Source organism: Arthrobacter sp. 18067, from assembly GCF_902706295.1.
Lineage (GTDB): Bacteria > Actinomycetota > Actinomycetes > Actinomycetales > Micrococcaceae > Arthrobacter.
Window position 1 is genome coordinate 51,477 of the sequence record NZ_CACSJJ010000013.1, and the last position, 18,352, is coordinate 69,828.

An 18,352-nucleotide genomic window follows, 5' to 3' on the forward strand; every position below is an offset into this window, starting at 1 on the left:
CGGTCAGGTGCCGGCGAGTCCCGTCGTCGCAACGCCCTTGATGATTTGGCGCTGGAAGAAGAGGAAGACGACGATCAGCGGCAGCGCTGCAAGCAGGGCGGACGCCATGTTCTGCGCGTACTGGATGCCGTACGCGCTCTTGATGGTTTGCAGGCCCACGGGAAGGGTCAGCAGGTTCCCGTCGTTGGTGGCGATGAAAGGCCACAGGAAGTTGTTCCACGCACCGATGAACACGAAGATCGCGACGGCGGCCAGGATGGGCCGGGACAACGGCAGGATGATTTGGGTGAAGATCCGTAAGCGGCTGGCGCCGTCCATCACGGCCGCTTCTTCGAGTTCACGTGGGATCTGGTCGAAGAACTTCTTCAGCACGAACACCATGGCCGGGTGGATGACCTGCGGCAGGATGATGGCCCACGAGGTATCGATCAGGTTCAGTGCCAGCATTTGGTAGAAGAGCGGGATGATCAGCACGGGCGGGGGGATGATGATGGACGCGATGATCACGGTCATCAGCACCTTCTTCCCCCTGAAATCGATCCGCGACAGCGCGTAGGCCACCAGTGCCGAGATGACGAGCGTGATGGCCGTGATAGCAGCCGAGGTGTAGAGCGAGTTCCAGGTCCAGAGCGGGATGTTGCCGTCCTGGAACACCTTGACGAACGCTTCGGAGGTGAAGCCCGACGGCGGCAGCCAGGTGACGTCCGGAGCTGCGGCATCCGTCTCGGTCTTGAAAGCGGTGGCCGTAGCCCACGCGAACGGAATCAGCCACAGCACCGCAATGAAGGCAGCGACGACAATCGCCGCGATCCTGCCAACCGTCAGCTTCTTGCGGGGTTGGCGGAACTTGGGGTTGTTGGCTGTGGTGGTGCTTGGCGCGGGACGGGTGAGGGTAGGGGTTGCCATGGTTATGCACTCCTGCGGCGGGTGATGACGAACTGCATGACCGAGATGACCACGATCAGTCCGAAGAAGATGTAGGAGATGGCTGCCGAGTAGCCCAGCCTGTAGCCGGTGAAGCCGGTTTCGAAGATGTACTGCACCACGGGCCGGGTGGATCCACCGGGTCCGCCGGCGGTCATCTGGTACACCTGATCGAAGATCTTCAGGGATGCCAGGATCTGGAGCAGCACGATCATCACCGTGGTGGGCGTCAGCTGCGGCAAGGTAATGGAGAAGAACTGGCGCCACGCTCCGGCACCGTCCAAGGATGCTGCCTCGTAATGCTGGGCAGGGATGTTCTGCATCGCCGCCAGGTAGAGCAGGAAGTTGAAGCCCACAGTCCACCACAATGTGGCGATCACAATGGCCCACATGGCGACATTCGGATCGTTCAGCCAGGCAACCCTGGGGAGACCAATTCCGGTCAGGAACTCGTTGATCAGGCCAAGCTGCGGGTTGTACATCCAGGTGAAGAACAGCGAGACCACCGTGGACGCCAAGAGGTAGGGCGCGAAGTAGGAGAGGCGCCACAGCCACTGGGCAGGGAGCCCGACGTTGAGCAGGGCCGCCATGACCAGCGCCACCAGGACCAGCGGGACGGTGCTGATCACCGTGAAGTACAGGGTATTGCCGAGGGAGCGCCACATGTCGCCGTCGGCCAGGGCTTCGGCGTAGTTTGCGAAGCCGATCAGGCTGTCGTTGGCGCCGGTGAGGGACTTTCCCGTCAGGCTCATGTAGAAGCCGTAGAGGATGGGCCAGACGAGGAAAACGAGGAAGAACACCAGGAACGGGGTGGCAAATGCCCATCCGCTCACGTTGCTGCGGGATCGGCTCCCGGGTTTGCGCAGGGTCTCCGGCCTCGGCCGGGACAGCGTAGAGGTACTCATGAAAGGACTCCTTTGTCGCTCGGTGCGTGGGCCGGCTAGACCGGGTTGGGACGGGAGAGGAGGGTGTTGGTGCGTTGTTCGAAGGCATCCCATCCTGCCGATGCCTTGTCCCTTCCCAGGAGGACGTTCTGCACGTTCTCGGCGAAGTAGGTCTGCCAGTCCGAGCCGGAGCCGCTGAACCAGGCTTCGGGATCGTAGGCAATGATGTCCGCTGCGTTGGCGTAGTGAATCTGCGGGGTGAGTTCCCGGTACGCCTGCGACTGGACCACAGGCTGATAACCGGGAATGTGTCCGGCCTCCGCCCAGGACAGGGATCCCTTGAGGACGTCGGTGACGAACTTGTAGACGTCCCTGCGCTTGTCCTCGTTCACGTTCAGTTGCCGCGGGAGGACGAACGAGTGTGAGTCGGCGTAGGAGGCGGGTGTCCCGTACAGGGTGGGAATCGTGGCGGCGTCTACGGGGATGCCGGCTTTCTTCATGGTGGGCAGTTCCCAGACGCCGCTGAACAACATTCCCGAACCGCCGCGGGCGAACTCTGCGATGCCGGTGCTGATGTCACCGGCCTGGGCTGCGATGGTGTCGTCAAACAGTGAGGCCATGAATTCCAGCGATTCGATGGCTGCATCCCGGTCCACTTTCATGGGCTGGCCAGGCGTCAGGACCATGTCCGCGCCGTGCTGCTTGTAGAGGGTGTAGAACAAGCGCCACATCTGCGAGCCACTGCCCAAGTAACCGAAGGACAGGCCGTGGGCTTTGGTCACCTTCTGCATCTCCAGTGCCATGGCCTTGAACTCCTCCGGCGAGCTCACTTCCTGGAGTTGGCCGTTGCTGCCCAGTACGCCCGCTTTGCCTGCCACGTCCGTGTTGTAGAACATCACGAACGGGTGTGAGTCCAAGGCGATGGAGAAGACCTTTCCGTTGTGCTGGCTCTTCTCCCAGATCCTGGGGGCGAAGTCGGAAGCCGTCACCCCGTTTTCTGCGAGCAGGTCCAGGTCCCACGGATCGATGAGTCCGCCCGGCGCATAGCCGGGAACACGGCTGGCGTGCATGATGGCCACCTCGGGTGGGCGCCCTCCTGCCGATGCCATGGCCAGCTTGGTGTAGTACGGAGGACCCCACGCCAGCACTGTGGGGTGCACCTTGAAACCGGGGTTGGCTTGATTGGCAGCGTTGATCATGGCCTGCATCTTGATGCCATCACCTCCCGAAAGGAGGTGCCAGAATCCAATGTCCTGGACCGCGGCGGCTTGGGCCGCGCCTCCGCAGCCCGTGAGGCCGGTGGCCAGAAGCCCTCCGCCAAGAAGGGCCGAACCTGTCAATAACTGTCTCCGGGACAACTGTTTCCCGGTCAAAGATTCAAACTGCTTCACCCGTCACTCCTTTGGATGGGTCCGCTGAAAGGTCACTGCTGTGCTGCGTTGATGTACTGCGGTGCTACTGCACAAATCCGGCTCCGGCGCGTCCCCGCACTCGGGTAAAAGGTGGCCCGGGGGTGACGCAGGTCTCACATTACATCGATGTAATGTGTAGGGCAAGAGAAAATTGTTAGCGCGCACAATTTGGTGGGCCGCTCTCGGTTCAGCTTCGGCTGCTGTCCCGTTCCACGATCCTGTACTTGATTTCAACGAGGCGCTGGCCATGGCCCCGGTCCCCCATCCGCTCCGTGAGGAGTCGCAGGGCTTCGCTGGCTATAGCGCGCTTATCGAACGAAACGGTGGTCAGGGAAGGTACCGCGAACCGCCCGTCGATAATGTCATCGAAGCCGGCTACCGCAATGTCATCCGGAACACGAATGCCCCTCTTCCAGAGGGTGTTCAAGGCACCAAGCGCCATGGAGTCCGTGAAACAGAACAGCGCCTCGGGCAGCGGGTGCACGTCCAAGTACTCCATCAACGCTTCAGCGGCCGAAGCGGGCGTCCAACTGTCACACGAGATCATCAACGACTCATCCTTGGCGATTCCCAGCACCTGGAGCGCGGCCTCATACCCACCGGCCCGCTGGATCGCAGTGGCGGACTGCCTTCCACGGTTGACACCCAGAACAGCGATCCGGCGGCGTCCAGGCTTGGCCAAAGCGAGGGTCATGTCCCGCGCAGCCGCGAAGCTGTCCACAAAGACGCGGTCGGCCAGTTGCTGCGTGACTTCACCCAGGAGGACCACCGGTGGCAGCGCGACTCCCACCTGCACGGCACTCTCCTTGAGCACCACGGGATTGAGAATCAGCCCGTCGATGAGGTTGGCCCGCGCACGGGTCATCAACTCCTGCTCGCGATGCGGGTCAGAGCCGGTTTCCTCAATCTGGACGCTCCAGCCTTGCTCGTGGGCAACCTCCACTATGCTCTGGGCAATCTCCGCAGAGAACGGCGTGGCCAGATCCGGCAACGCCAGTCCAATGACCCCCGACCGGCCGTTCCGCAGTCCGCGCGCCGAGAGGTTGGGAACGTAGTCGAGTTCCTCCATGGCCTGCTCAACCCTGAGCCGGGTTGGAGCACTCACCGGAACGATTCCGTTCATGACGTTCGAGACCGTTTTGGGTGAGACTCCCGCCCGGCGCGCTACGTCCTTGACCGTTGCGCGCAAGACGCCCCCTAGCTGCTTGTGAAGTGGTTGCTGACGATGTTACCGCCCGCCTCGCCCAGCCTTGCGACGCGCACCCGTTTGCTGACAGATCACTGTAAAGTGTCTATATGCCAAGGATCACGGCCGCCACGAACGCTGCCCAACGCGCCGAGACCCAACGTCGGATTCTGACCGCCTTTGGAGAGCTCCTCTTCACCCATGGCCTTCCCGGCCTCACCATGACGGACGTAGCCCGCCACGCAGGCGTCGGCCGCACCGCCGTCTACAACTACTACGCGGACATGGAACAGCTACTCATCGCGTACGCCTTGGATGAGACGGAACGCTTCATCGTGGACCTCCGCGATTCGCTGGCCGCGCTCGAGAATCCGGTGGACCGGCTTGCCCTGTACGTCCGCGCGCAGGTGGAAGACCTGAGCCGGCGCCATCTTCCACCCGGACCGGCCATGGCTGCGGTCTTGTCCCCCGGATCCTTCGCGAAGCTCGCTGACCACGTGGGCGATCTCAACGTGCTGCTGCAGGACATCCTCCAGGATGGGGTGCAGCAGGGCTACCTCCCGGACATCGACGTCGCCCAGTTGGCCCGCCTCATTCACGGAACGCTCTCGGCCAGCGCCGCACGACGCAACCGGACGCCCGACGGCGAGACTCCCCCGCCTGCCCGGGCCTCCGACGTCGAGGCCCGCACAGCCCTTGAAGCACACACAGCGCAGACGGTGCACTTCATACAGTTGGGTGCCGGGGCCCGCTTCGACGAGGTGGGACGGCCTGTCCGACTGGATGCCCCTGCCCACGAAACACCCGCCCACGACGCCCTGGCCGGCTAGCGCTACTGGCCCGCGGGAAGCGTGGGAATGACCGGCCACTTGGAGTTGTCGGCAATCCGCAGGTCTTCACGTGGACAGAGCAGCTTCCCCGGAGTCTGGTCCACCAGTTGCGGTTCCACCAGGCCTTCGTAGCCCGAGGTGAGGATGACGTCCACGGATTCGTCCTCGCGGTTGTCCTGGAAGTAGTCCGTGCCGGCAAGATTGCGCTGGATGTTGAACGCGGCTGCTTGTCCCTTGACTCCGGAAACCACTACGCCCACACCTGAATAAGCGGTATCGCTGTTGTCCACGGAAGCCACTTTGATGCCACGGGCAGTGAACTGTTCCGCAACGGTACCTGCCAGTCCCCCGCGGGTCGTGGCGTTGAAGACGTTGAGATTCACCGTTTCGTTCGGGACGTAGTCGAACGTGGTGGTGGGACACAGACTGGTGGGAGCTTTACTGGCGATCGCGGTTGGGACCTTGATGACGCCATTCATGATCGCCCAGGCACCCACGGCGCCGGCAGCGATCACGCCCACCAGCAGGATCAGGACGATTCCGTGAAACAGCCTGCGCCCGAAGCGGCTCTTCCGGGCCCGGGCATCCTCGGCAAATGTCGCCCGAAGCTCCGGTCCGGTAACCACATGGTGGCCGTGGAGCAGCGTCACATCCTTGGGACGCTGACGTTTTTTTGCTGGGGACGTGTCCATATCCTGACCTGTTGGATCTGTCGGACCCGTCGGCCTAGCCATCGATCACCAATACGCGTGCGTGGATCGCGGTCCTCTGGTGGAGCGCCGTGCGGACGGCCCGGTGGAGCCCATCCTCGAGGTACATGACGCCCTGATACTGGACGACGTGCGGGAACAGGTCACCGAAGAAGGTTGAGTCCTCAGCCAACAACGCCTCCAAGTCCAGGGTCCGTTTGGTGGTAACCAGTTCGTCGAGGCGGACAGGCCGCGGGGGCAGGGAAGCCCAGTCACGCGGCGCGGAGTATCCATGCTCAGGGTACGGGCGTCCCTCGCCCACAGCTTTGAAGATCACCCTGCAAGCCTAGGGAAGATGCCGCGCTAACGGAACTTGTGACCCGCGGCACAGGCAGGTTGTAGCCAAAAGGTGACTATCCTTCGTGGGGCGTCACAGACGTCATAGCTGTGATGCGGACCGCGGGGACTGACAGAATAGGGGCATGACTCAACCGCTCCAAGGTACTGACCGGACCGCTGCCCACGCCAGGCCCGCTTTGGCGTTGCTGCTGGACGTCGATGGCCCCATCGCCAGCCCTGTGACGCGCGACGTCAAGCCGGACATTATTGCGGACATGGTTGCCCTGGCTTCGGCCGGCATCCCCGTCATTTTCAACACGGGCCGATCGGATGCGTTCATCAGCGAGCAGGTCATGGCCCCCATGATCGCCGCCGGAATGCCGGCAAACACCGTCATTCACGCCATCTGCGAAAAGGGCGCCGTGTGGTTCAGCTACACAGCCGAGGGCCCCGGCCCCATCCACGTGGACCACGAACTCGCGGTGCCCAAGGCGTATGGGGACGACATCCGCAGGCTCGTTGCCGAGGACTACTCCGCGCATATGTTCTTCGATGAGACCAAGCGCGCCATGGTTTCCGTGGAGCAGCATCTGGAAGTAGCCAGCGGAGACTACCTCGCGGAGCAGAAACTCTTCGACGCCGACGCCTTGGACATCATGGGACGCCACGGCCTCAACGCTGCGATCCTGGACCACCACGCCCCGGAGTCCGATGACACTGCGGACTACCGTCTGGACCCCACCATCATCTCCACAGACATCGAGTCCGTACGCCTCGGCAAGGACCTCGGAGCCAGCCGGGCTGTTGAACTGCTGGCAGCCCAGGGCATCACCCCTCTTTCCTGGCGGACCGTGGGTGATTCCCGCACGGACTACGCCATGGCAGACTGGCTTCACCACAACGACCACGACGTGAAGCACGTGGACGTCCGGCCCGCAGACGGCGTACCGGTGAAGCCCTACACCATCCTGACGGCCGCCGACCTCGAATTGGCGGACGACGTTATCCACGACGACGCCGGAGGAGCCTTCCTCCGCAGCTGGCGCGAGGCCCTCTCAATTTAGTTCCACGCACACCGACGATCCCGGAGAAACAGCCATTACACAAGCACAGGTCGATCCGATCTACCACGGCAGCCCGTCCATCGAAGAGGACACGATTGCTGAGGCGGTCTCGCCTGCCGTCGTTGCGCATCTTAGGCACAGGTCCGACGTCGTCCGTCACCGCGGGCGGTACGCCCTGGTCAACGGCGACCTGACCCCGCAACAGGCCATGGTTTCCGATCTCCTTGCTGTCCGGGCCGCTTTGGACGCCGCAGGTATCGATTTCATCCTGGTGCGCGGCAACGACGAGAGGCCGGTTGTCGCCGTCGATTGGGAGTCACGCAAGGAGGTCCGCGAGGCGCTGGTTTCAGCATTCCGGAACGAGCCCTTCTACTCCATGACCGTGGATGCCAAGAAAAAGACCTCTGTGCTGGTGGCCGACGGTGAGCTGTCCGCCAATAGGAAAGCCCGCATCTTCCGTCTGTACCGCCCGCGCGTCGAGATTGGCGGGGGGCTCTGGTACGGCCCGGCACTGGGCGTGCAGCTTGAGCTGTGGAGGTTCGAAGGCGACCACTTGGAACTCCCCGTGGAGAACTCCCTGACCCGCCGCACCATGCTGCGGCAGGACGCCGTGCGCGGCACGGTCCAGCGGCATGGCCTGACGTGGCCCACCATCGAGAACATGTTCGCGGACCACGCCAGCGACATCGACTTCGATGTCGACATGGTTTTCTCGTGGGTGGATGGCAGCGACCCCGAGTACATCGCCAGGAGGCGGGCCCAGCAGGCGGAGGCCGTCCTGGGCGAGGGCGATGACCATGAGGCCCGCTTCCGCCAGATCAATGAACTCAAGTACGCCCTGCGGTCGGTCCACATGTTCGCGCCCTGGGTCCGGCGGATCTTCATCGCCACCGACTCCCCCGCCCCGGAATGGCTGGCAGACCACCCCTCGGTGACCATCGTGCGCAGCGAGGAGTTCTTCGCCGATCCCTCCGTCCTGCCCACCCACAACTCGCAGGCCGTGGAATGCCAGCTCCACCACATCGAGGGGCTTTCAGAGCACTTCCTCTACTCCAATGACGACATGTTCTTTGGCCGCCCCGTAGGCCCGGACATGTTCTTCACGCCCGGCGGCATCACCAAGTTCATCGAGGCAGACACCCGGATCGGGCTGGGCGACAACGACGCCGAGCGCAGCGGCTTCGAGAACGCAGCCCGCGTCAACCGCAAGCTGCTCTGGGAACGCTTTGGCAGGATCACCACCCGTCACCTCGAGCACACGGCTGCTCCCTTGCGGCGCAGTGTTGTGGCCCGGATGGAGAAGGAATTCCCGGCGGAGTTCGCCAAGACCGCGGGCAGCCGTTTCCGCGCCGCGGACAACATCTCGGTGACCAACTCGTTCTACCACTACTACGCGCTGCTCACGGGCCGCGCCGTGACGCAGACCAACGCCAAGGTCCGGTATGTGGATTCCACCATGTGGGCCGGGCTGCACTACCTGCCCAAGCTCCTGGCCAAGCGCCACATGGACTTCTTCTGCCTGAATGACGGCAGTTTCCCGGAGGTTGAGGCCAACGAACGCGCCGACCTGGTGACGGACTTCCTGGAGAAGTACTTCCCGGTCAAGGCGCCTTGGGAGAAGTAAAACCGCCGGGAGAAACAAGCGGGATGGAAGAAGTGTGCGTGCCCGGCGAAGTGTGGGCACCCACCCGCGATTCGTGGGGTATGCGGATACCTGCTTCAGCCAGCCGACGCTGAACCTCGGCTGCGTCCACGGGCTCGCCCACGGTGACTCCGCCGGACATCGGCACCACCGAATGCACGATCGTGTGCTCGTAGACGTGGATCATGTTGTACGACTGCGCGCCGTCGCGGCCCCGCTGCCCGCCCGCGCGCACGCCCAGGTCCTGGGTGTAACACGTGGCCGAGGCGACAGAGACCGGAATTCCGGCGAAGCCCGCCGTCGTGGAGTAATGCAGGTGGCCACCCAGGATGGTGCGGACGTCCGTATTACGGACGACGGCGGCCAGTGCGGCTTGGCCGCGCAGCTCCACCAACACCGCGAGGTCCTGGACGCACGGGACGGGCGGGTGGTGCAGGGCGAGGATGGTGCCGTCGGGGGCCGGGGTTGCCAGCTCCTCAGCCAGCCACTCCAGCTGGGATTCTGACAGCTCGCCATAGTGGTAGCCCGGAACGGTGGTGTCCAGGGTGATGATGCGGAGTCCGTTGACAAAGTAGCTGCGGTCTACCGGATCCTGGGGCTTGCTGGACTCGGAAGCATCCGCGAATGCGGTGCGGAAATTGGCGCGGTTATCGTGGTTGCCCATGGCCCAAATGGCCTTGGCCCCCAGCGAGTCGCAGACCGGCTCGATCATGTCGCGGAGACGCTTGTACGCTTCGAGTTCGCCTTTGTCCGCGAGGTCTCCGGTGAAGATGATGGCCTCGGGCTTGATCCGGGAGGCGATGATCTGGTCGCAGATCTCCTGGAGCCTGGTTGCACTGTCTACGGAGCCATAGAGCGTGCCCGGACCACCCACCAGGTGAAGATCACTTAAGTGCAAAAGCACATGACCTGGTTTGGGGTACTCTGCCTCGATGAGCTCCATAGCTTGCCTTAGCGTTTGGTGGGAGACGGCGTCTCCCGTATCAATCCAGTAGGGCCAATCCAACCAGACAACTAGCCAACAACTGGCTAACATCCGGCGGAATGTTGGAAAATTACTTTCCTCCCTTCAGAATCGGTGGCTTTATGCCAACGCCTTTTCCACTGCTTCTACCAAGTCTTCGGAGTCAGGCTCCACCGCGGATGGGAACCGTGCCACGAGCTCACCACCGCGGTTGATGACGAACTTTTCGAAGTTCCACTTCACCTTGACCGGCTGCCCGTCCTCGTCCTGGGTCAGCTCCGCGAACAGGGGATGCTGCTGCTTGCCCAGGACGTTTGCCTTGCTGGTCAGCGGGAAAGTCACGCCGAAGTTCCGCTCGCAGAATTCGGCGATTTCCTGGTCAGCGCCAGGCTCCTGCCCACCGAACTGGTTGCAGGGCACGCCGAGGATCTCCAGGCCTTGCCCGCGGTATTTGCCGTAGAGCTCCTCAAGGCCCGCGTACTGGCGCGTGTAGCCACATTCGGAAGCGACGTTCACCACCAGTACTGCTTTCCCCTCGAACCGGCCGAAGTCTGCTTCGGAGCCATCGTTGAAGGTGAGGGGAATGCTGTACAGGCTGGTCATGGGATTCGCTTCCTGACGACGTCGGCTGGCGGGGTTACCGCCATCGAGCTTACGGGAGCTGGCTTGGGGCGCGAAACGCAGGGGTGCCTGCGTTTCGCGTTCCTTCAGCGTGTGGACGTCTAAGGCGTTGGGATGATGAGCGTTGACAGCGGCACAATCACGCCGTCAGGTCGCTGAACCAGATCCGGTCCAACCAGGATGTATCCAGGCGGAAGAATCACGGCCGGGAGCGACGACGGGAGCACCGCGGCCGGCGTTGGTGCCGGGACAGGAGCCACCGGAACCACCGGGGCCGGGGCGACAGCCTGGGTTACCGCGGGCGCGGGGGCTGGAGCCGCCGGAACTACGACCGGTGCCGGGGCCACTACAGCTGGCGCTGGTGCCGGCGCGGCAGGGGCTGGCGCGGCGGGTGCAGGAGCTGCCGGTGCCGGTTCTGCAGGAGGCACGACGGCGGCCGGCGCCGGAGCTGCAGGCGTGGTCACCTTCGGGACCACCGTAGTCGTGGCCGGCGGCGTCGTCGCTGCAGGGACCGTGGTGGTTGGCGACGGGGTAGGCGTCGGCGTTGCCGTGCCTGTCGGCGTCGTAGTCTGTGTTGGCGTCGGAGTCGGCGTGGCCGTCTTGGTTGGCGTGGGTGTGACCGTCGGCGTCGGCGTCGCAGTCTGTGTTGGCGTCGGCGTGGCCGTCACGGACGGCGAGGGCGTCGGCGTCGTAGGTGTCTGTGTAGCCGGCGGCGTGGTGACCGGCGGAACCACCACAGGCGGAGCCACGGGTTCTTCGTGCTCGCCACCAATGACGGCGCGGTTGGTGCCGTCGGCTACGGGGACGGCCCACTGCGGGGCTGCCGAGGTGCCCGAACCGACACCCGGCTGGTAATTGACCATGGCGATGCTCTGCAACGGATCAATCTGCCGCATAGGCAGGTACGTCCAGCCGTTGGGGTTGGTGTGCAGGCCGTTCACGATCGTCTCGAAGTGGAGGTGGCAGCCGGTGGACCAGCCAGTGGTGCCAACCTCAGCGATGACTTCGCCTACTCGAACGGATTGGCCCTTCGTGACTCCGATGGCCTGCAAGTGGTTGTAGGTGGTGACAAGGCCGTTGCCGTGCTCGATTTCCACCCTGTTGCCACCGCCCCAGATGTGCCAGCCAACGGCCCGGACCACGCCGGCGTCTGCAGCGTAAACGCGTGTTCCGCAGGCGGCCGCGTAGTCCTGGCCCCAGTGGAATTCGCCGGCGAGACCCGTCAGCGGGCTGTAGCGGTATCCGTAGGGCGAACTCGGGTTGAGGACCTCAAGGGGTGCGTACAGGGCGCCGGCAGGAGGGCGGGACAGACCCGCGGAAGCCACCGTGAGGCCTGTGGATCCGTCTTTGCTGACGGTCCTGACCATAGCGCGGTCGAAGTAAACCATGGGGGTGCCAGCGGTTTGTTCCGGCGGGTCCGGGAGGGGGTCTATCACCAGCGTTTCAGCTTCTGGTGGCACCAACGTGCCCAAAGATGTTGGTCCTACGACGCCCTGCGCCAAGGAACCAGTGACCGAACCGGTGGTGATGGCGTTCAGTGGCTGGAAGCCAAACGCGAAGAAGGCCAGAATGGCGAGGCCTCCCGCGATAAAGACGCGACGGAAACCTTCGGTGCGGATCAGGGTTACTACCCGGTCTGAATCATGATGCTTGCCCACAAAACACTCCCCAAAGCCAGCGGCACCAAACCCCAGCCTGGCGTGCAAGCACCATTGTTGCGGGAATTACATCAGAAATAAAGTCTTCCCCGGTCCCTGCCGCGGAAAGGTTCCATCAGTTTTTGCTCAAGACGTCTTGAGCTTTGTTGCGGGCGCTTCTAGCAGAGGGTTGACGATGGGGGAGTTGCCGCAGAGGAGGGGTGCACAGAGGTATCCGCGGATGCAGGTCGATCCAGGTCAAGCCGGTGAAGAGATGCACGAAAACGTTCGTTTCCTGCAGGAGTGGATGCGCCGGTGGCCCGTGCAAGCCTGTCAGCCCCTAGTTGTGACTTTCGGCGATAAATGGCGGTCTTTTTGCGGCGCTATTTGGCGTGTTCCCAGCAGTAGGCTCCGCGTCGGTCTTCACATGGTGCGCCTTTGGAGCTCGCGGTACACCGTGGTCCGGGATACTCGGAACAGCTCCGCCAATTCAGCTTGGGTGTGCTCCCCGGCGTCGTGCAGCGTCAGAAGATGCTTCCGCTGCGCCTTGGACAACTTTGGTTGTTTGCCTTTCAGCCGCCTTTGGCTTTTGCGACCGCCATGCCCTCGCGGGTACGCATCCGGATCAGATCCGCCTCAAACTCGGCTACCATTCCCAGGACGTTGAACAGCAGCCTGCCTACCGGATCAGTCGGATCATGGGTGCTGCCGCCGAGACTCAGCACAACGCCCTTAGCCGTCAGTTCATCGGCAATGTCCCTGGCATCAGATAGGGAGCGCGCCAGCCGGTCGAGCTTGGTTACCACGAGGGTATCGCCGGCCCGGCAGGCTGCCATCGCTTCACGGAGCCCAGGGCGCATCCGATTCGCTCCCGTGAGTCCGTGGTCAACGAAGATCAGCTTTTCCTCAACGCCTAGGGCAACTAGGGCATTTCGCTGCGCGGTGAGGTCTTGGTCGTTCGTCGATACCCGGGCATGACCGATCTTCATTCCAGTCATAAGGAACATGGTTGCAGTAATCCCCCCGTCACCGTGCAATTCATCGTGCGGGTCTTACGTGCATGGCCTTGACCAGCAAGCGCGCGGAACGTGACGGCGGGATTCCCGGGCACGGTGATCGATCGGCTTACGGGCACCAGTCCGAGCGTGCCCCACCTCGAACGACATGTGCGAAGGACAGGCCCAACACCCATAATGGTGGTTCGAAGTCGTTCCCGGCGGCATCTGCAATTCGGTGTAGTGATAACAGTGGTCGCATGGATAGGTAGCGCAAAATGTCAGGGCTGATTGAGCATCTAGAGCACTTCTTGGGGAGTATTAGAGGCGGCGGTCCAGCGGGTCAGTCCGTGGATGGAGTGACAGTTGCGGTGGTCGAATACGAGCCTGTGTTTCCTGGAGGTCCGATCCACTACTCGACGCTCGGGTTGAGCAAAACCCATGGCCGTGTGGGCGGCAACGCCAATGACATCGCCTACGAACTGCTTATGTCCTGTGCGGTAACAGGCGCTTCATCGGTGATGGGTTCAATTTTGGCTCAGCTGACACGGGAAACCCTAGAGTCCACAACCCCTCTAGCTTTTGGAGATGTGGTTGGCCCACGAGGGTTGATGTTCGAGAATTCGCAGATGGAGGCCGTCTATGTGCGACCCCCCGAGCATCTGCCGGAATCCTTCTCCCGTGTCGTCATCGAGGTGGCCCAGTCGAGTTTCTATGGCTGGCACCCATCACTCGAGCCGAGGCCGGATTTATCGGTGATCACGGATCCGGGGATTTCGAACAGTTGGTGAAGCGCGAGGGTCCTCGCTTTGCCGACGTGTACCGGCGATCCCTAGTTTAGAGCCCGCGTTAGGAACAAAATGACGGACGAAGAAGTACCAGCCTTGTCTATCGGTGTCGTCAGCGGCGACTCAGACTCAAGAAACCGAGCTTGGGGCGACTCTGCAATGGCAATTGCCAGGCGTGTCATGGAAGTTCGGGCTGGCAAGGAAAGTCCGCTGAAGCTCAATGTTATTTACCATATCGATGGTCGACTCGCGCCTAATGAATTTGAGGGTGTACGAACGGGCCGATTTTCAAAGAAGTTGATGCTTTTAGCCGTTCAAGTTGCTGTGCGGGATACGGAAGCAGAGGAACCCGAGAGGACGGCCACTCTCCTCGCGGGTTTAGCGCAGGCGGTAGAGCAGGCGGAGGTGTGGGCCAGGCGAAAGAGAATGGCAGACTCCTTGCCTGAGCTTCGAGACATTGCTTCGAACCTCTGTTCGTGAGCAGTGCTATTGGAGTCGGAGTTTGTGATTCGTTTCCACCGTCCGGTTAGGGATCGGTTAACGAGCCCTCGACTAGGTTGCTGTTGACGGCATGGGGCGTGTGATTTACCGAAGTAGGGGCCGCTGATCGGCATACCGGGGCGGAAGATTCAGGTTGGCGCGGCGCAGCTGCGCCGTGAGTGTGATCTACGGGGAGAACTGTTCGTACTGCGCTTTCATCTTTGGTCCCAGGAGAAGAACAACGTCAGCTCCTGGCTCGGACAGCAAAGGGAGATGCTCGATGAAGGAAACCGCAATGGCGTTGTCAACGTCGTCCTTCGCATCTGACATACCTGCAAAGTGAACCTCTAGCCAGGACAGAAGTTGGAGAATCTGAAGGGGTTGAGAGTCTTGTTCCGTGACTACCCATCGGCAAATGTCAGCGATCAGCAAATGAGGCAGGAGATCCCCGTCGTTGTCTTTGAGGTGCTCGTCATAGTTCGGACGGAGATGAGGATGATCGGCAATCAGATCGCGCATAAACTGCCGGGAATCTCGATTGCTCATACTCGTACATCACATCCCTCGTTTCCCGCACTGCCTGCTGGTCTCTGACGCTCATGATAGGCCTTCCAAGGCCAAGACAAGCTGGGCCGACCATCAGAGGCGCTGCCGTCCCGTTGCAGGATCCCTCACCGATACGCGCATCGCGAACGCCATGACAACCCTGCCCGCCTCACGTGATTGGCTGCAAAGACGAGTTACCCAACTGGTGCAGAATGAGGTCATGAATGAAGTGTTCATCGGTCATCAGGGCGCGTTCCACTTCCGTGTTGTACAAAGTGAGCGCAATTCGGACGGGACGTCCGACTACCTCATAGTCACGGTGGACCTTGGAGGACTTCGAGCCAGTAAACGGGTTTACGACTACGACAAATGGTCGCCCCTTCTTTCCTATTTCGAGGAACTCGAACGTAACTGGCGGGGCTGGGACGGCGACAAGAGCTTCAAGTCTCTGGAGGGAGACTTTGGACTCTCCGCAAAACACGATGGTCACGTCCGTGTCTTCTTCGAGCTAGAGGACTTCGACCGGCCGAATGCCTGGGCGGCCAAGGGGGAGATCATTTTGGATCCAGGCGAAGAGCTGACAGCTGCCGTGGAAGAGCTGCGGGCCTTACTGTCGGCACGGTGAGGGACCGCTAACCGGACGGGCGTTTGCAGCGCACTCACAGTACTGTCAGAGCATGGAACCAATCCGTCGCTTTCCTAATGACGCTTATGCGGGTGCTCTCGAGTCCTGGACGTTTCTAGAGCTGGCGGGCAAACAACCGCTGTTCACATCGCCCTTTGGCGATGTGTTCTTACAAAGCACTGATGGATTCTGGTTTCTTGACGTGGTTGGCGGCGAGCTAAGCCACCGATGGTCCACGGAGAAGGAATTCTCCGAGTCCCTAAACTCCCGCGCCGGTCAGGATGAGTACCTCATGCTTGGACTGGCCTCAGCCGCCGATGAAGCAGGCCTGAAGCCCGGGGAACTCGAGATTTACGATTTCAAAATCCCTCCGGTTCTCGGCGGTGCAACCGAACTAAGCAACGTTGCATTGAGCGACTTCGTCGTGGCGCTCAACCTGGCCGGTCAAATTCATGGCCGAGTGCGGGACCTTCCATCCGGCACTCCAATTAGCGGTGTCTCACTGGCGTAGACGCTAAGTATGTCCCCGGCCCGCGATGTACGGGCGAAGGCAGCAGCTGGAGCTAGGGGCAAACCGCTGGGCGGAGTCGGAGCCCTACGCGTACACAAACCGCTTGAGGATCGGCTTACAGACGCTTTCGAGGGAGCCGGCCGTATGATCCAGCTATGACGGTTCCGGACCTTTCTGCAAGCCAGCGCATCCTTTTGTGGCAGGCAGTCGAGGATTACGGAGGATTATGGGAATCCCCTTGGGAACTCCGGGCACTCTACCCTTCTGCCAGTGAGGAATCTTTGGCCTTGGAGGCAACGAAGGTCGTCTCTGAACTCCTCACCATGGGACTTGTTCAGCTCTACTACTGCCAGGAGCCTTACGGCGAGATGAAGCTGATTCCTGATGCCAAGGCCTTCGAGTTGCTCGGCACCGGCGATGTCTGGAAAGTGCCTGCGGCTGGGGCCATTTCGGTGCGGTTTTCGGCAACAGACGAGGCCGCCGCTGTTTTCTTCAATAGAGACAGCTCTTGAACCGCAGGTCGATTCGACGAGCTTGCGCCCGCTAAGGGATCCTCTACCGGACAGCTGCTTCTCAAGCCTGGTCGAGCGTAATGTCCAGTGAGTTGGGTCGCTGGCTTGTGCCAAGCGCCCATTTCCATCCGGGAAGGAGGACCGCGTTCCTAAAGAAGTCTTCGGGTGAAGTGTCGAAGGACCACAGGCTGCCGCTACCAAGTGCCGTGGTATCGGGTGTTGGATCCCAGTAAAGGGTGCAAGACAGCTGCCATGTCGAACCGTCGTCGTCGGCCTCAATGAACTGACGCGAGAGGTCCACGCTGAATTCCTGTGTTCCACGCAACCCGTAGGTTCCGAACTGGGCCAGAACGCCGTCGCCGTCCTCGTCGATGGGAGCGCAGTCGCTGGCTGGGATGGCCGCGAACGACTGGAAGGCCTTCACCACCGCTCCAGGGTTTAAGGTGTCGCTGCGTTCGCCTGCCTCTATTTCCGCGAGCATCTGCTCTAATCGGTCCTTGGCTTCTCGGATAAGCATGCCCTGATTATCCACGAGGAAACCGTCACGGCCAGAGACTGCGCCAAACGATGCCCCAACCGAATAAAGCAACTCATCGTCAAAGCTATGGTTGAGTCCCAGCCGAACCGGTGCCCGTTGGCGGGTGGCTCTTCGGACTCTTCAAGTGTCCGGTCAAGGATCCCTGAACGAACGCCTTTCATTCATGCATTAGCGTGCCGGGGTGTCCGATCTCCAGGTGCTCGGTAGTCTCGTTCTGTGATCTATTTTCGGGGGAATTATGGCGGAGAGTAGGTCCCCTGTCAGCTGGTGGCGCGCCGCAACCTTTGCCCGACGTCTTCTCTGGCTCGGCGTTATAGCCGGGACTGCAGTGGTCGTTGTAGCTCGCATCTACTACACCCTCACCACATGGAATGTCGCCTTCCTACAAGCCGGGGCGGTGTATCTCGTGTTCTTCGAGATTCCTCTGGGAATCGTAGCTGGACTAGCTATCGCAGGTCTTGTCCTGCTAGGCATCCATATAGTCCCTCGGCACGCACCGCTCATTGCCCGTGCAATTTTCACGGGGATCATTGCCTGGGGCTCCTCAAGCGTCTTCGTTGCCCTCTATACAAATAACCTGACGATGAGTTGGAACCCTTGGGTCGTCGGATCTATCTCGGGAATCGTCGTAGGTCTGGCATTTTCGGTTGTCGGGCACCTGCCAGCCAAGGCCAAAACTCCTGAAAAATAGGCACCCCGTCAACTTAAGACGTGTTTTTGACCCGATCGCAAGGGTGCCCGTTCAGGGATCCCCGAACGGGATGGAGTTGTTTCGCAGACTGCCGGTGGTGCAAGAATCGCCGTATGGATCAGGATGAGCGGCACAGGGAAGAATTGATGGTCCTCGAGGCTCTGGTGCAGGCGATGGATCGGCGCGACGAGGTCTTCGAGGTGATTGAGGATTCAGAGGTCGTGGACGAAGCAATCCGTCGCGTGGGTCAACTGTTGGGCGTGGGAACGATGGGCAGCCGGGCAGTCCTAGATTTGCAGGCCAGACGATTCACCCGAGGCCAGCGTCAGGCCAGCGCTTTTCGTGCAGCTGAACTCAGGTCGATGTTGCCCGATGGGCGCTGAGGTGGCCGCGCGCGATCAGGTTATGGTTGATCGTCCTGGCATCGCTCCCCAGCTTTCAGCGCCATGTAGTGCGTCATGAACTCCACCGGCG

The 18,352-nt window shown here is 61.6% G+C and carries 20 protein-coding genes and 2 pseudogenes; 10 read left to right on the forward strand and 12 right to left on the reverse strand.

Annotated features, from left to right (window positions below; genetic code table 11):
• Positions 1–3 precede the first annotated feature (3 nt).
• The 4 genes from GVL04_RS13860 to GVL04_RS13875 form a co-directional block, all read right to left on the reverse strand.
• A complete protein-coding gene (locus GVL04_RS13860; protein WP_159705551.1) occupies positions 4–906 on the reverse strand; it encodes a carbohydrate ABC transporter permease in 903 nt (300 codons plus the stop codon).
• Positions 907–908: 2 nt separating this feature from the next.
• A complete protein-coding gene (locus tag GVL04_RS13865) occupies positions 909–1,829 on the reverse strand; it encodes a carbohydrate ABC transporter permease (protein WP_159705553.1) in 921 nt (306 codons plus the stop codon).
• A 35-nt stretch (positions 1,830–1,864) separates the two neighbouring features.
• Positions 1,865–3,199: an extracellular solute-binding protein gene (locus tag GVL04_RS13870; protein WP_159705555.1), complete on the reverse strand. Its 1,335-nt coding sequence runs from the start codon at positions 3,197–3,199 to the stop codon at positions 1,865–1,867.
• Between the two features lie 208 nt (positions 3,200–3,407).
• Positions 3,408–4,409, reverse strand: coding sequence for a LacI family DNA-binding transcriptional regulator (locus GVL04_RS13875; protein WP_159705557.1), 1,002 nt, complete (start codon positions 4,407–4,409; stop codon positions 3,408–3,410).
• Positions 4,410–4,516: 107 nt separating this feature from the next.
• Between GVL04_RS13875 and GVL04_RS13880 the strand changes: the two genes are divergently transcribed.
• Positions 4,517–5,236, forward strand: a complete 720-nt coding sequence (locus GVL04_RS13880) for a TetR/AcrR family transcriptional regulator (protein ID WP_159705559.1) — start codon at positions 4,517–4,519, stop codon at positions 5,234–5,236.
• Between the two features lie 2 nt (positions 5,237–5,238).
• Here the strand turns inward: GVL04_RS13880 and GVL04_RS13885 are convergent, their stop codons facing one another.
• Positions 5,239–5,928 (reverse strand): LytR C-terminal domain-containing protein, encoded by a 690-nt coding sequence (locus GVL04_RS13885; RefSeq protein WP_235036284.1) that lies wholly within the window; start codon positions 5,926–5,928, stop codon positions 5,239–5,241.
• 34 nt (positions 5,929–5,962) lie between these two features.
• Positions 5,963–6,262 (reverse strand): type II toxin-antitoxin system VapB family antitoxin, encoded by a 300-nt coding sequence (locus GVL04_RS13890; protein WP_159705561.1) that lies wholly within the window; start codon positions 6,260–6,262, stop codon positions 5,963–5,965.
• Positions 6,263–6,407: 145 nt separating this feature from the next.
• Between GVL04_RS13890 and GVL04_RS13895 the strand changes: the two genes are divergently transcribed.
• Entirely contained in the window at positions 6,408–7,328 is a 921-nt protein-coding gene (locus GVL04_RS13895; RefSeq protein WP_159705563.1) for a hypothetical protein, read from the forward strand.
• Positions 7,329–7,386: 58 nt separating this feature from the next.
• Positions 7,387–8,952: a stealth family protein gene (locus tag GVL04_RS13900; RefSeq protein ID WP_235036295.1), complete on the forward strand. Its 1,566-nt coding sequence runs from the start codon at positions 7,387–7,389 to the stop codon at positions 8,950–8,952.
• Here GVL04_RS13900 and GVL04_RS13905 read toward each other — a convergent pair.
• The 4 genes and pseudogenes from GVL04_RS13905 to GVL04_RS13920 form a co-directional block, all read right to left on the reverse strand.
• The gene (locus tag GVL04_RS13905; RefSeq protein ID WP_159705567.1) at positions 8,930–9,913 is read right to left on the reverse strand and encodes a phosphodiesterase; all 984 of its coding nucleotides are present in this window, start codon (positions 9,911–9,913) and stop codon (positions 8,930–8,932) included. The genes GVL04_RS13900 and GVL04_RS13905 overlap by 23 nt on opposite strands.
• Before the next feature lie 141 nt (positions 9,914–10,054).
• Positions 10,055–10,537 carry a glutathione peroxidase gene (locus tag GVL04_RS13910; RefSeq protein ID WP_159705569.1) on the reverse strand — a complete coding sequence of 161 codons (483 nt, stop codon included), beginning with the start codon at positions 10,535–10,537 and terminating at the stop codon, positions 10,055–10,057.
• Positions 10,538–10,656: 119 nt separating this feature from the next.
• Positions 10,657–12,213, reverse strand: coding sequence for a M23 family metallopeptidase (locus GVL04_RS13915; protein ID WP_159705571.1), 1,557 nt, complete (start codon positions 12,211–12,213; stop codon positions 10,657–10,659).
• A gap of 402 nt (positions 12,214–12,615) precedes the next feature.
• Positions 12,616–13,190 (reverse strand): annotated as a pseudogene (locus tag GVL04_RS13920) (recombinase family protein).
• Positions 13,191–13,465: 275 nt separating this feature from the next.
• Between GVL04_RS13920 and GVL04_RS13925 the strand changes: the two are divergent.
• Positions 13,466–14,028: pseudogene (locus tag GVL04_RS13925) on the forward strand (suppressor of fused domain protein).
• 19 nt (positions 14,029–14,047) lie between these two features.
• A complete protein-coding gene (locus GVL04_RS13930; protein WP_159705576.1) occupies positions 14,048–14,455 on the forward strand; it encodes a hypothetical protein in 408 nt (135 codons plus the stop codon).
• 186 nt (positions 14,456–14,641) lie between these two features.
• Here GVL04_RS13930 and GVL04_RS13935 read toward each other — a convergent pair whose 3' ends face one another.
• Positions 14,642–15,001, reverse strand: coding sequence for a hypothetical protein (locus GVL04_RS13935; protein WP_159705579.1), 360 nt, complete (start codon positions 14,999–15,001; stop codon positions 14,642–14,644).
• Positions 15,002–15,152: 151 nt separating this feature from the next.
• On the opposite strand from GVL04_RS13935, the gene GVL04_RS13940 reads away from it, so the two are divergent.
• The 3 genes from GVL04_RS13940 to GVL04_RS13950 all read left to right on the forward strand — a co-directional run bounded on the left by GVL04_RS13940 (position 15,153) and on the right by GVL04_RS13950 (position 16,649).
• Positions 15,153–15,626 carry a DUF6228 family protein gene (locus tag GVL04_RS13940; RefSeq protein ID WP_159705582.1) on the forward strand — a complete coding sequence of 158 codons (474 nt, stop codon included), beginning with the start codon at positions 15,153–15,155 and terminating at the stop codon, positions 15,624–15,626.
• Between the two features lie 52 nt (positions 15,627–15,678).
• Entirely contained in the window at positions 15,679–16,137 is a 459-nt protein-coding gene (locus GVL04_RS13945; RefSeq protein WP_155854564.1) for a T6SS immunity protein Tdi1 domain-containing protein, read from the forward strand.
• Positions 16,138–16,292: 155 nt separating this feature from the next.
• Positions 16,293–16,649 (forward strand): hypothetical protein, encoded by a 357-nt coding sequence (locus GVL04_RS13950; RefSeq protein ID WP_159705585.1) that lies wholly within the window; start codon positions 16,293–16,295, stop codon positions 16,647–16,649.
• 61 nt (positions 16,650–16,710) lie between these two features.
• On the opposite strand, the gene GVL04_RS13955 is transcribed toward GVL04_RS13950, so the two are convergent.
• Positions 16,711–17,166: a hypothetical protein gene (locus GVL04_RS13955; protein WP_159705588.1), complete on the reverse strand. Its 456-nt coding sequence runs from the start codon at positions 17,164–17,166 to the stop codon at positions 16,711–16,713.
• Positions 17,167–17,425: 259 nt separating this feature from the next.
• Here GVL04_RS13955 and GVL04_RS13960 point away from each other — a divergent pair, with 259 nt between their 5' ends.
• Together GVL04_RS13960 and GVL04_RS13965 are read left to right on the forward strand one after the other, a co-directional pair.
• The gene (locus GVL04_RS13960) at positions 17,426–17,878 is read left to right on the forward strand and encodes a hypothetical protein (RefSeq protein ID WP_159705591.1); all 453 of its coding nucleotides are present in this window, start codon (positions 17,426–17,428) and stop codon (positions 17,876–17,878) included.
• A 113-nt stretch (positions 17,879–17,991) separates the two neighbouring features.
• On the forward strand, positions 17,992–18,261 hold the full coding sequence (locus GVL04_RS13965) for a DNA gyrase subunit A (protein WP_159705594.1): 270 nt from the start codon (positions 17,992–17,994) through the stop codon (positions 18,259–18,261).
• Positions 18,262–18,352 lie beyond the last annotated feature (91 nt).

Coding starts and splice junctions, on each gene's coding strand:
- GVL04_RS13955 (WP_159705588.1), bottom strand. CDS start 17,166: ATGCTTATCCGAGAAGCCAAGGACCGATTAGAGCAGATGCTCGCGGAA.
- GVL04_RS13910 (WP_159705569.1), bottom strand. CDS start 10,537: ATGACCAGCCTGTACAGCATTCCCCTCACCTTCAACGATGGCTCCGAA.
- GVL04_RS13950 (WP_159705585.1), top strand. CDS start 16,293: ATGACGGTTCCGGACCTTTCTGCAAGCCAGCGCATCCTTTTGTGGCAG.
- GVL04_RS13935 (WP_159705579.1), bottom strand. CDS start 15,001: ATGAGCAATCGAGATTCCCGGCAGTTTATGCGCGATCTGATTGCCGAT.
- GVL04_RS13905 (WP_159705567.1), bottom strand. CDS start 9,913: ATGGAGCTCATCGAGGCAGAGTACCCCAAACCAGGTCATGTGCTTTTG.
- GVL04_RS13945 (WP_155854564.1), top strand. CDS start 15,679: ATGGAACCAATCCGTCGCTTTCCTAATGACGCTTATGCGGGTGCTCTC.
- GVL04_RS13965 (WP_159705594.1), top strand. CDS start 17,992: ATGGATCAGGATGAGCGGCACAGGGAAGAATTGATGGTCCTCGAGGCT.
- GVL04_RS13860 (WP_159705551.1), bottom strand. CDS start 906: ATGGCAACCCCTACCCTCACCCGTCCCGCGCCAAGCACCACCACAGCC.
- GVL04_RS13880 (WP_159705559.1), top strand. CDS start 4,517: ATGCCAAGGATCACGGCCGCCACGAACGCTGCCCAACGCGCCGAGACC.
- GVL04_RS13885 (WP_235036284.1), bottom strand. CDS start 5,928: ATGGACACGTCCCCAGCAAAAAAACGTCAGCGTCCCAAGGATGTGACG.
- GVL04_RS13930 (WP_159705576.1), top strand. CDS start 14,048: ATGACGGACGAAGAAGTACCAGCCTTGTCTATCGGTGTCGTCAGCGGC.
- GVL04_RS13960 (WP_159705591.1), top strand. CDS start 17,426: ATGGCGGAGAGTAGGTCCCCTGTCAGCTGGTGGCGCGCCGCAACCTTT.
- GVL04_RS13895 (WP_159705563.1), top strand. CDS start 6,408: ATGACTCAACCGCTCCAAGGTACTGACCGGACCGCTGCCCACGCCAGG.
- GVL04_RS13940 (WP_159705582.1), top strand. CDS start 15,153: ATGACAACCCTGCCCGCCTCACGTGATTGGCTGCAAAGACGAGTTACC.
- GVL04_RS13865 (WP_159705553.1), bottom strand. CDS start 1,829: ATGAGTACCTCTACGCTGTCCCGGCCGAGGCCGGAGACCCTGCGCAAA.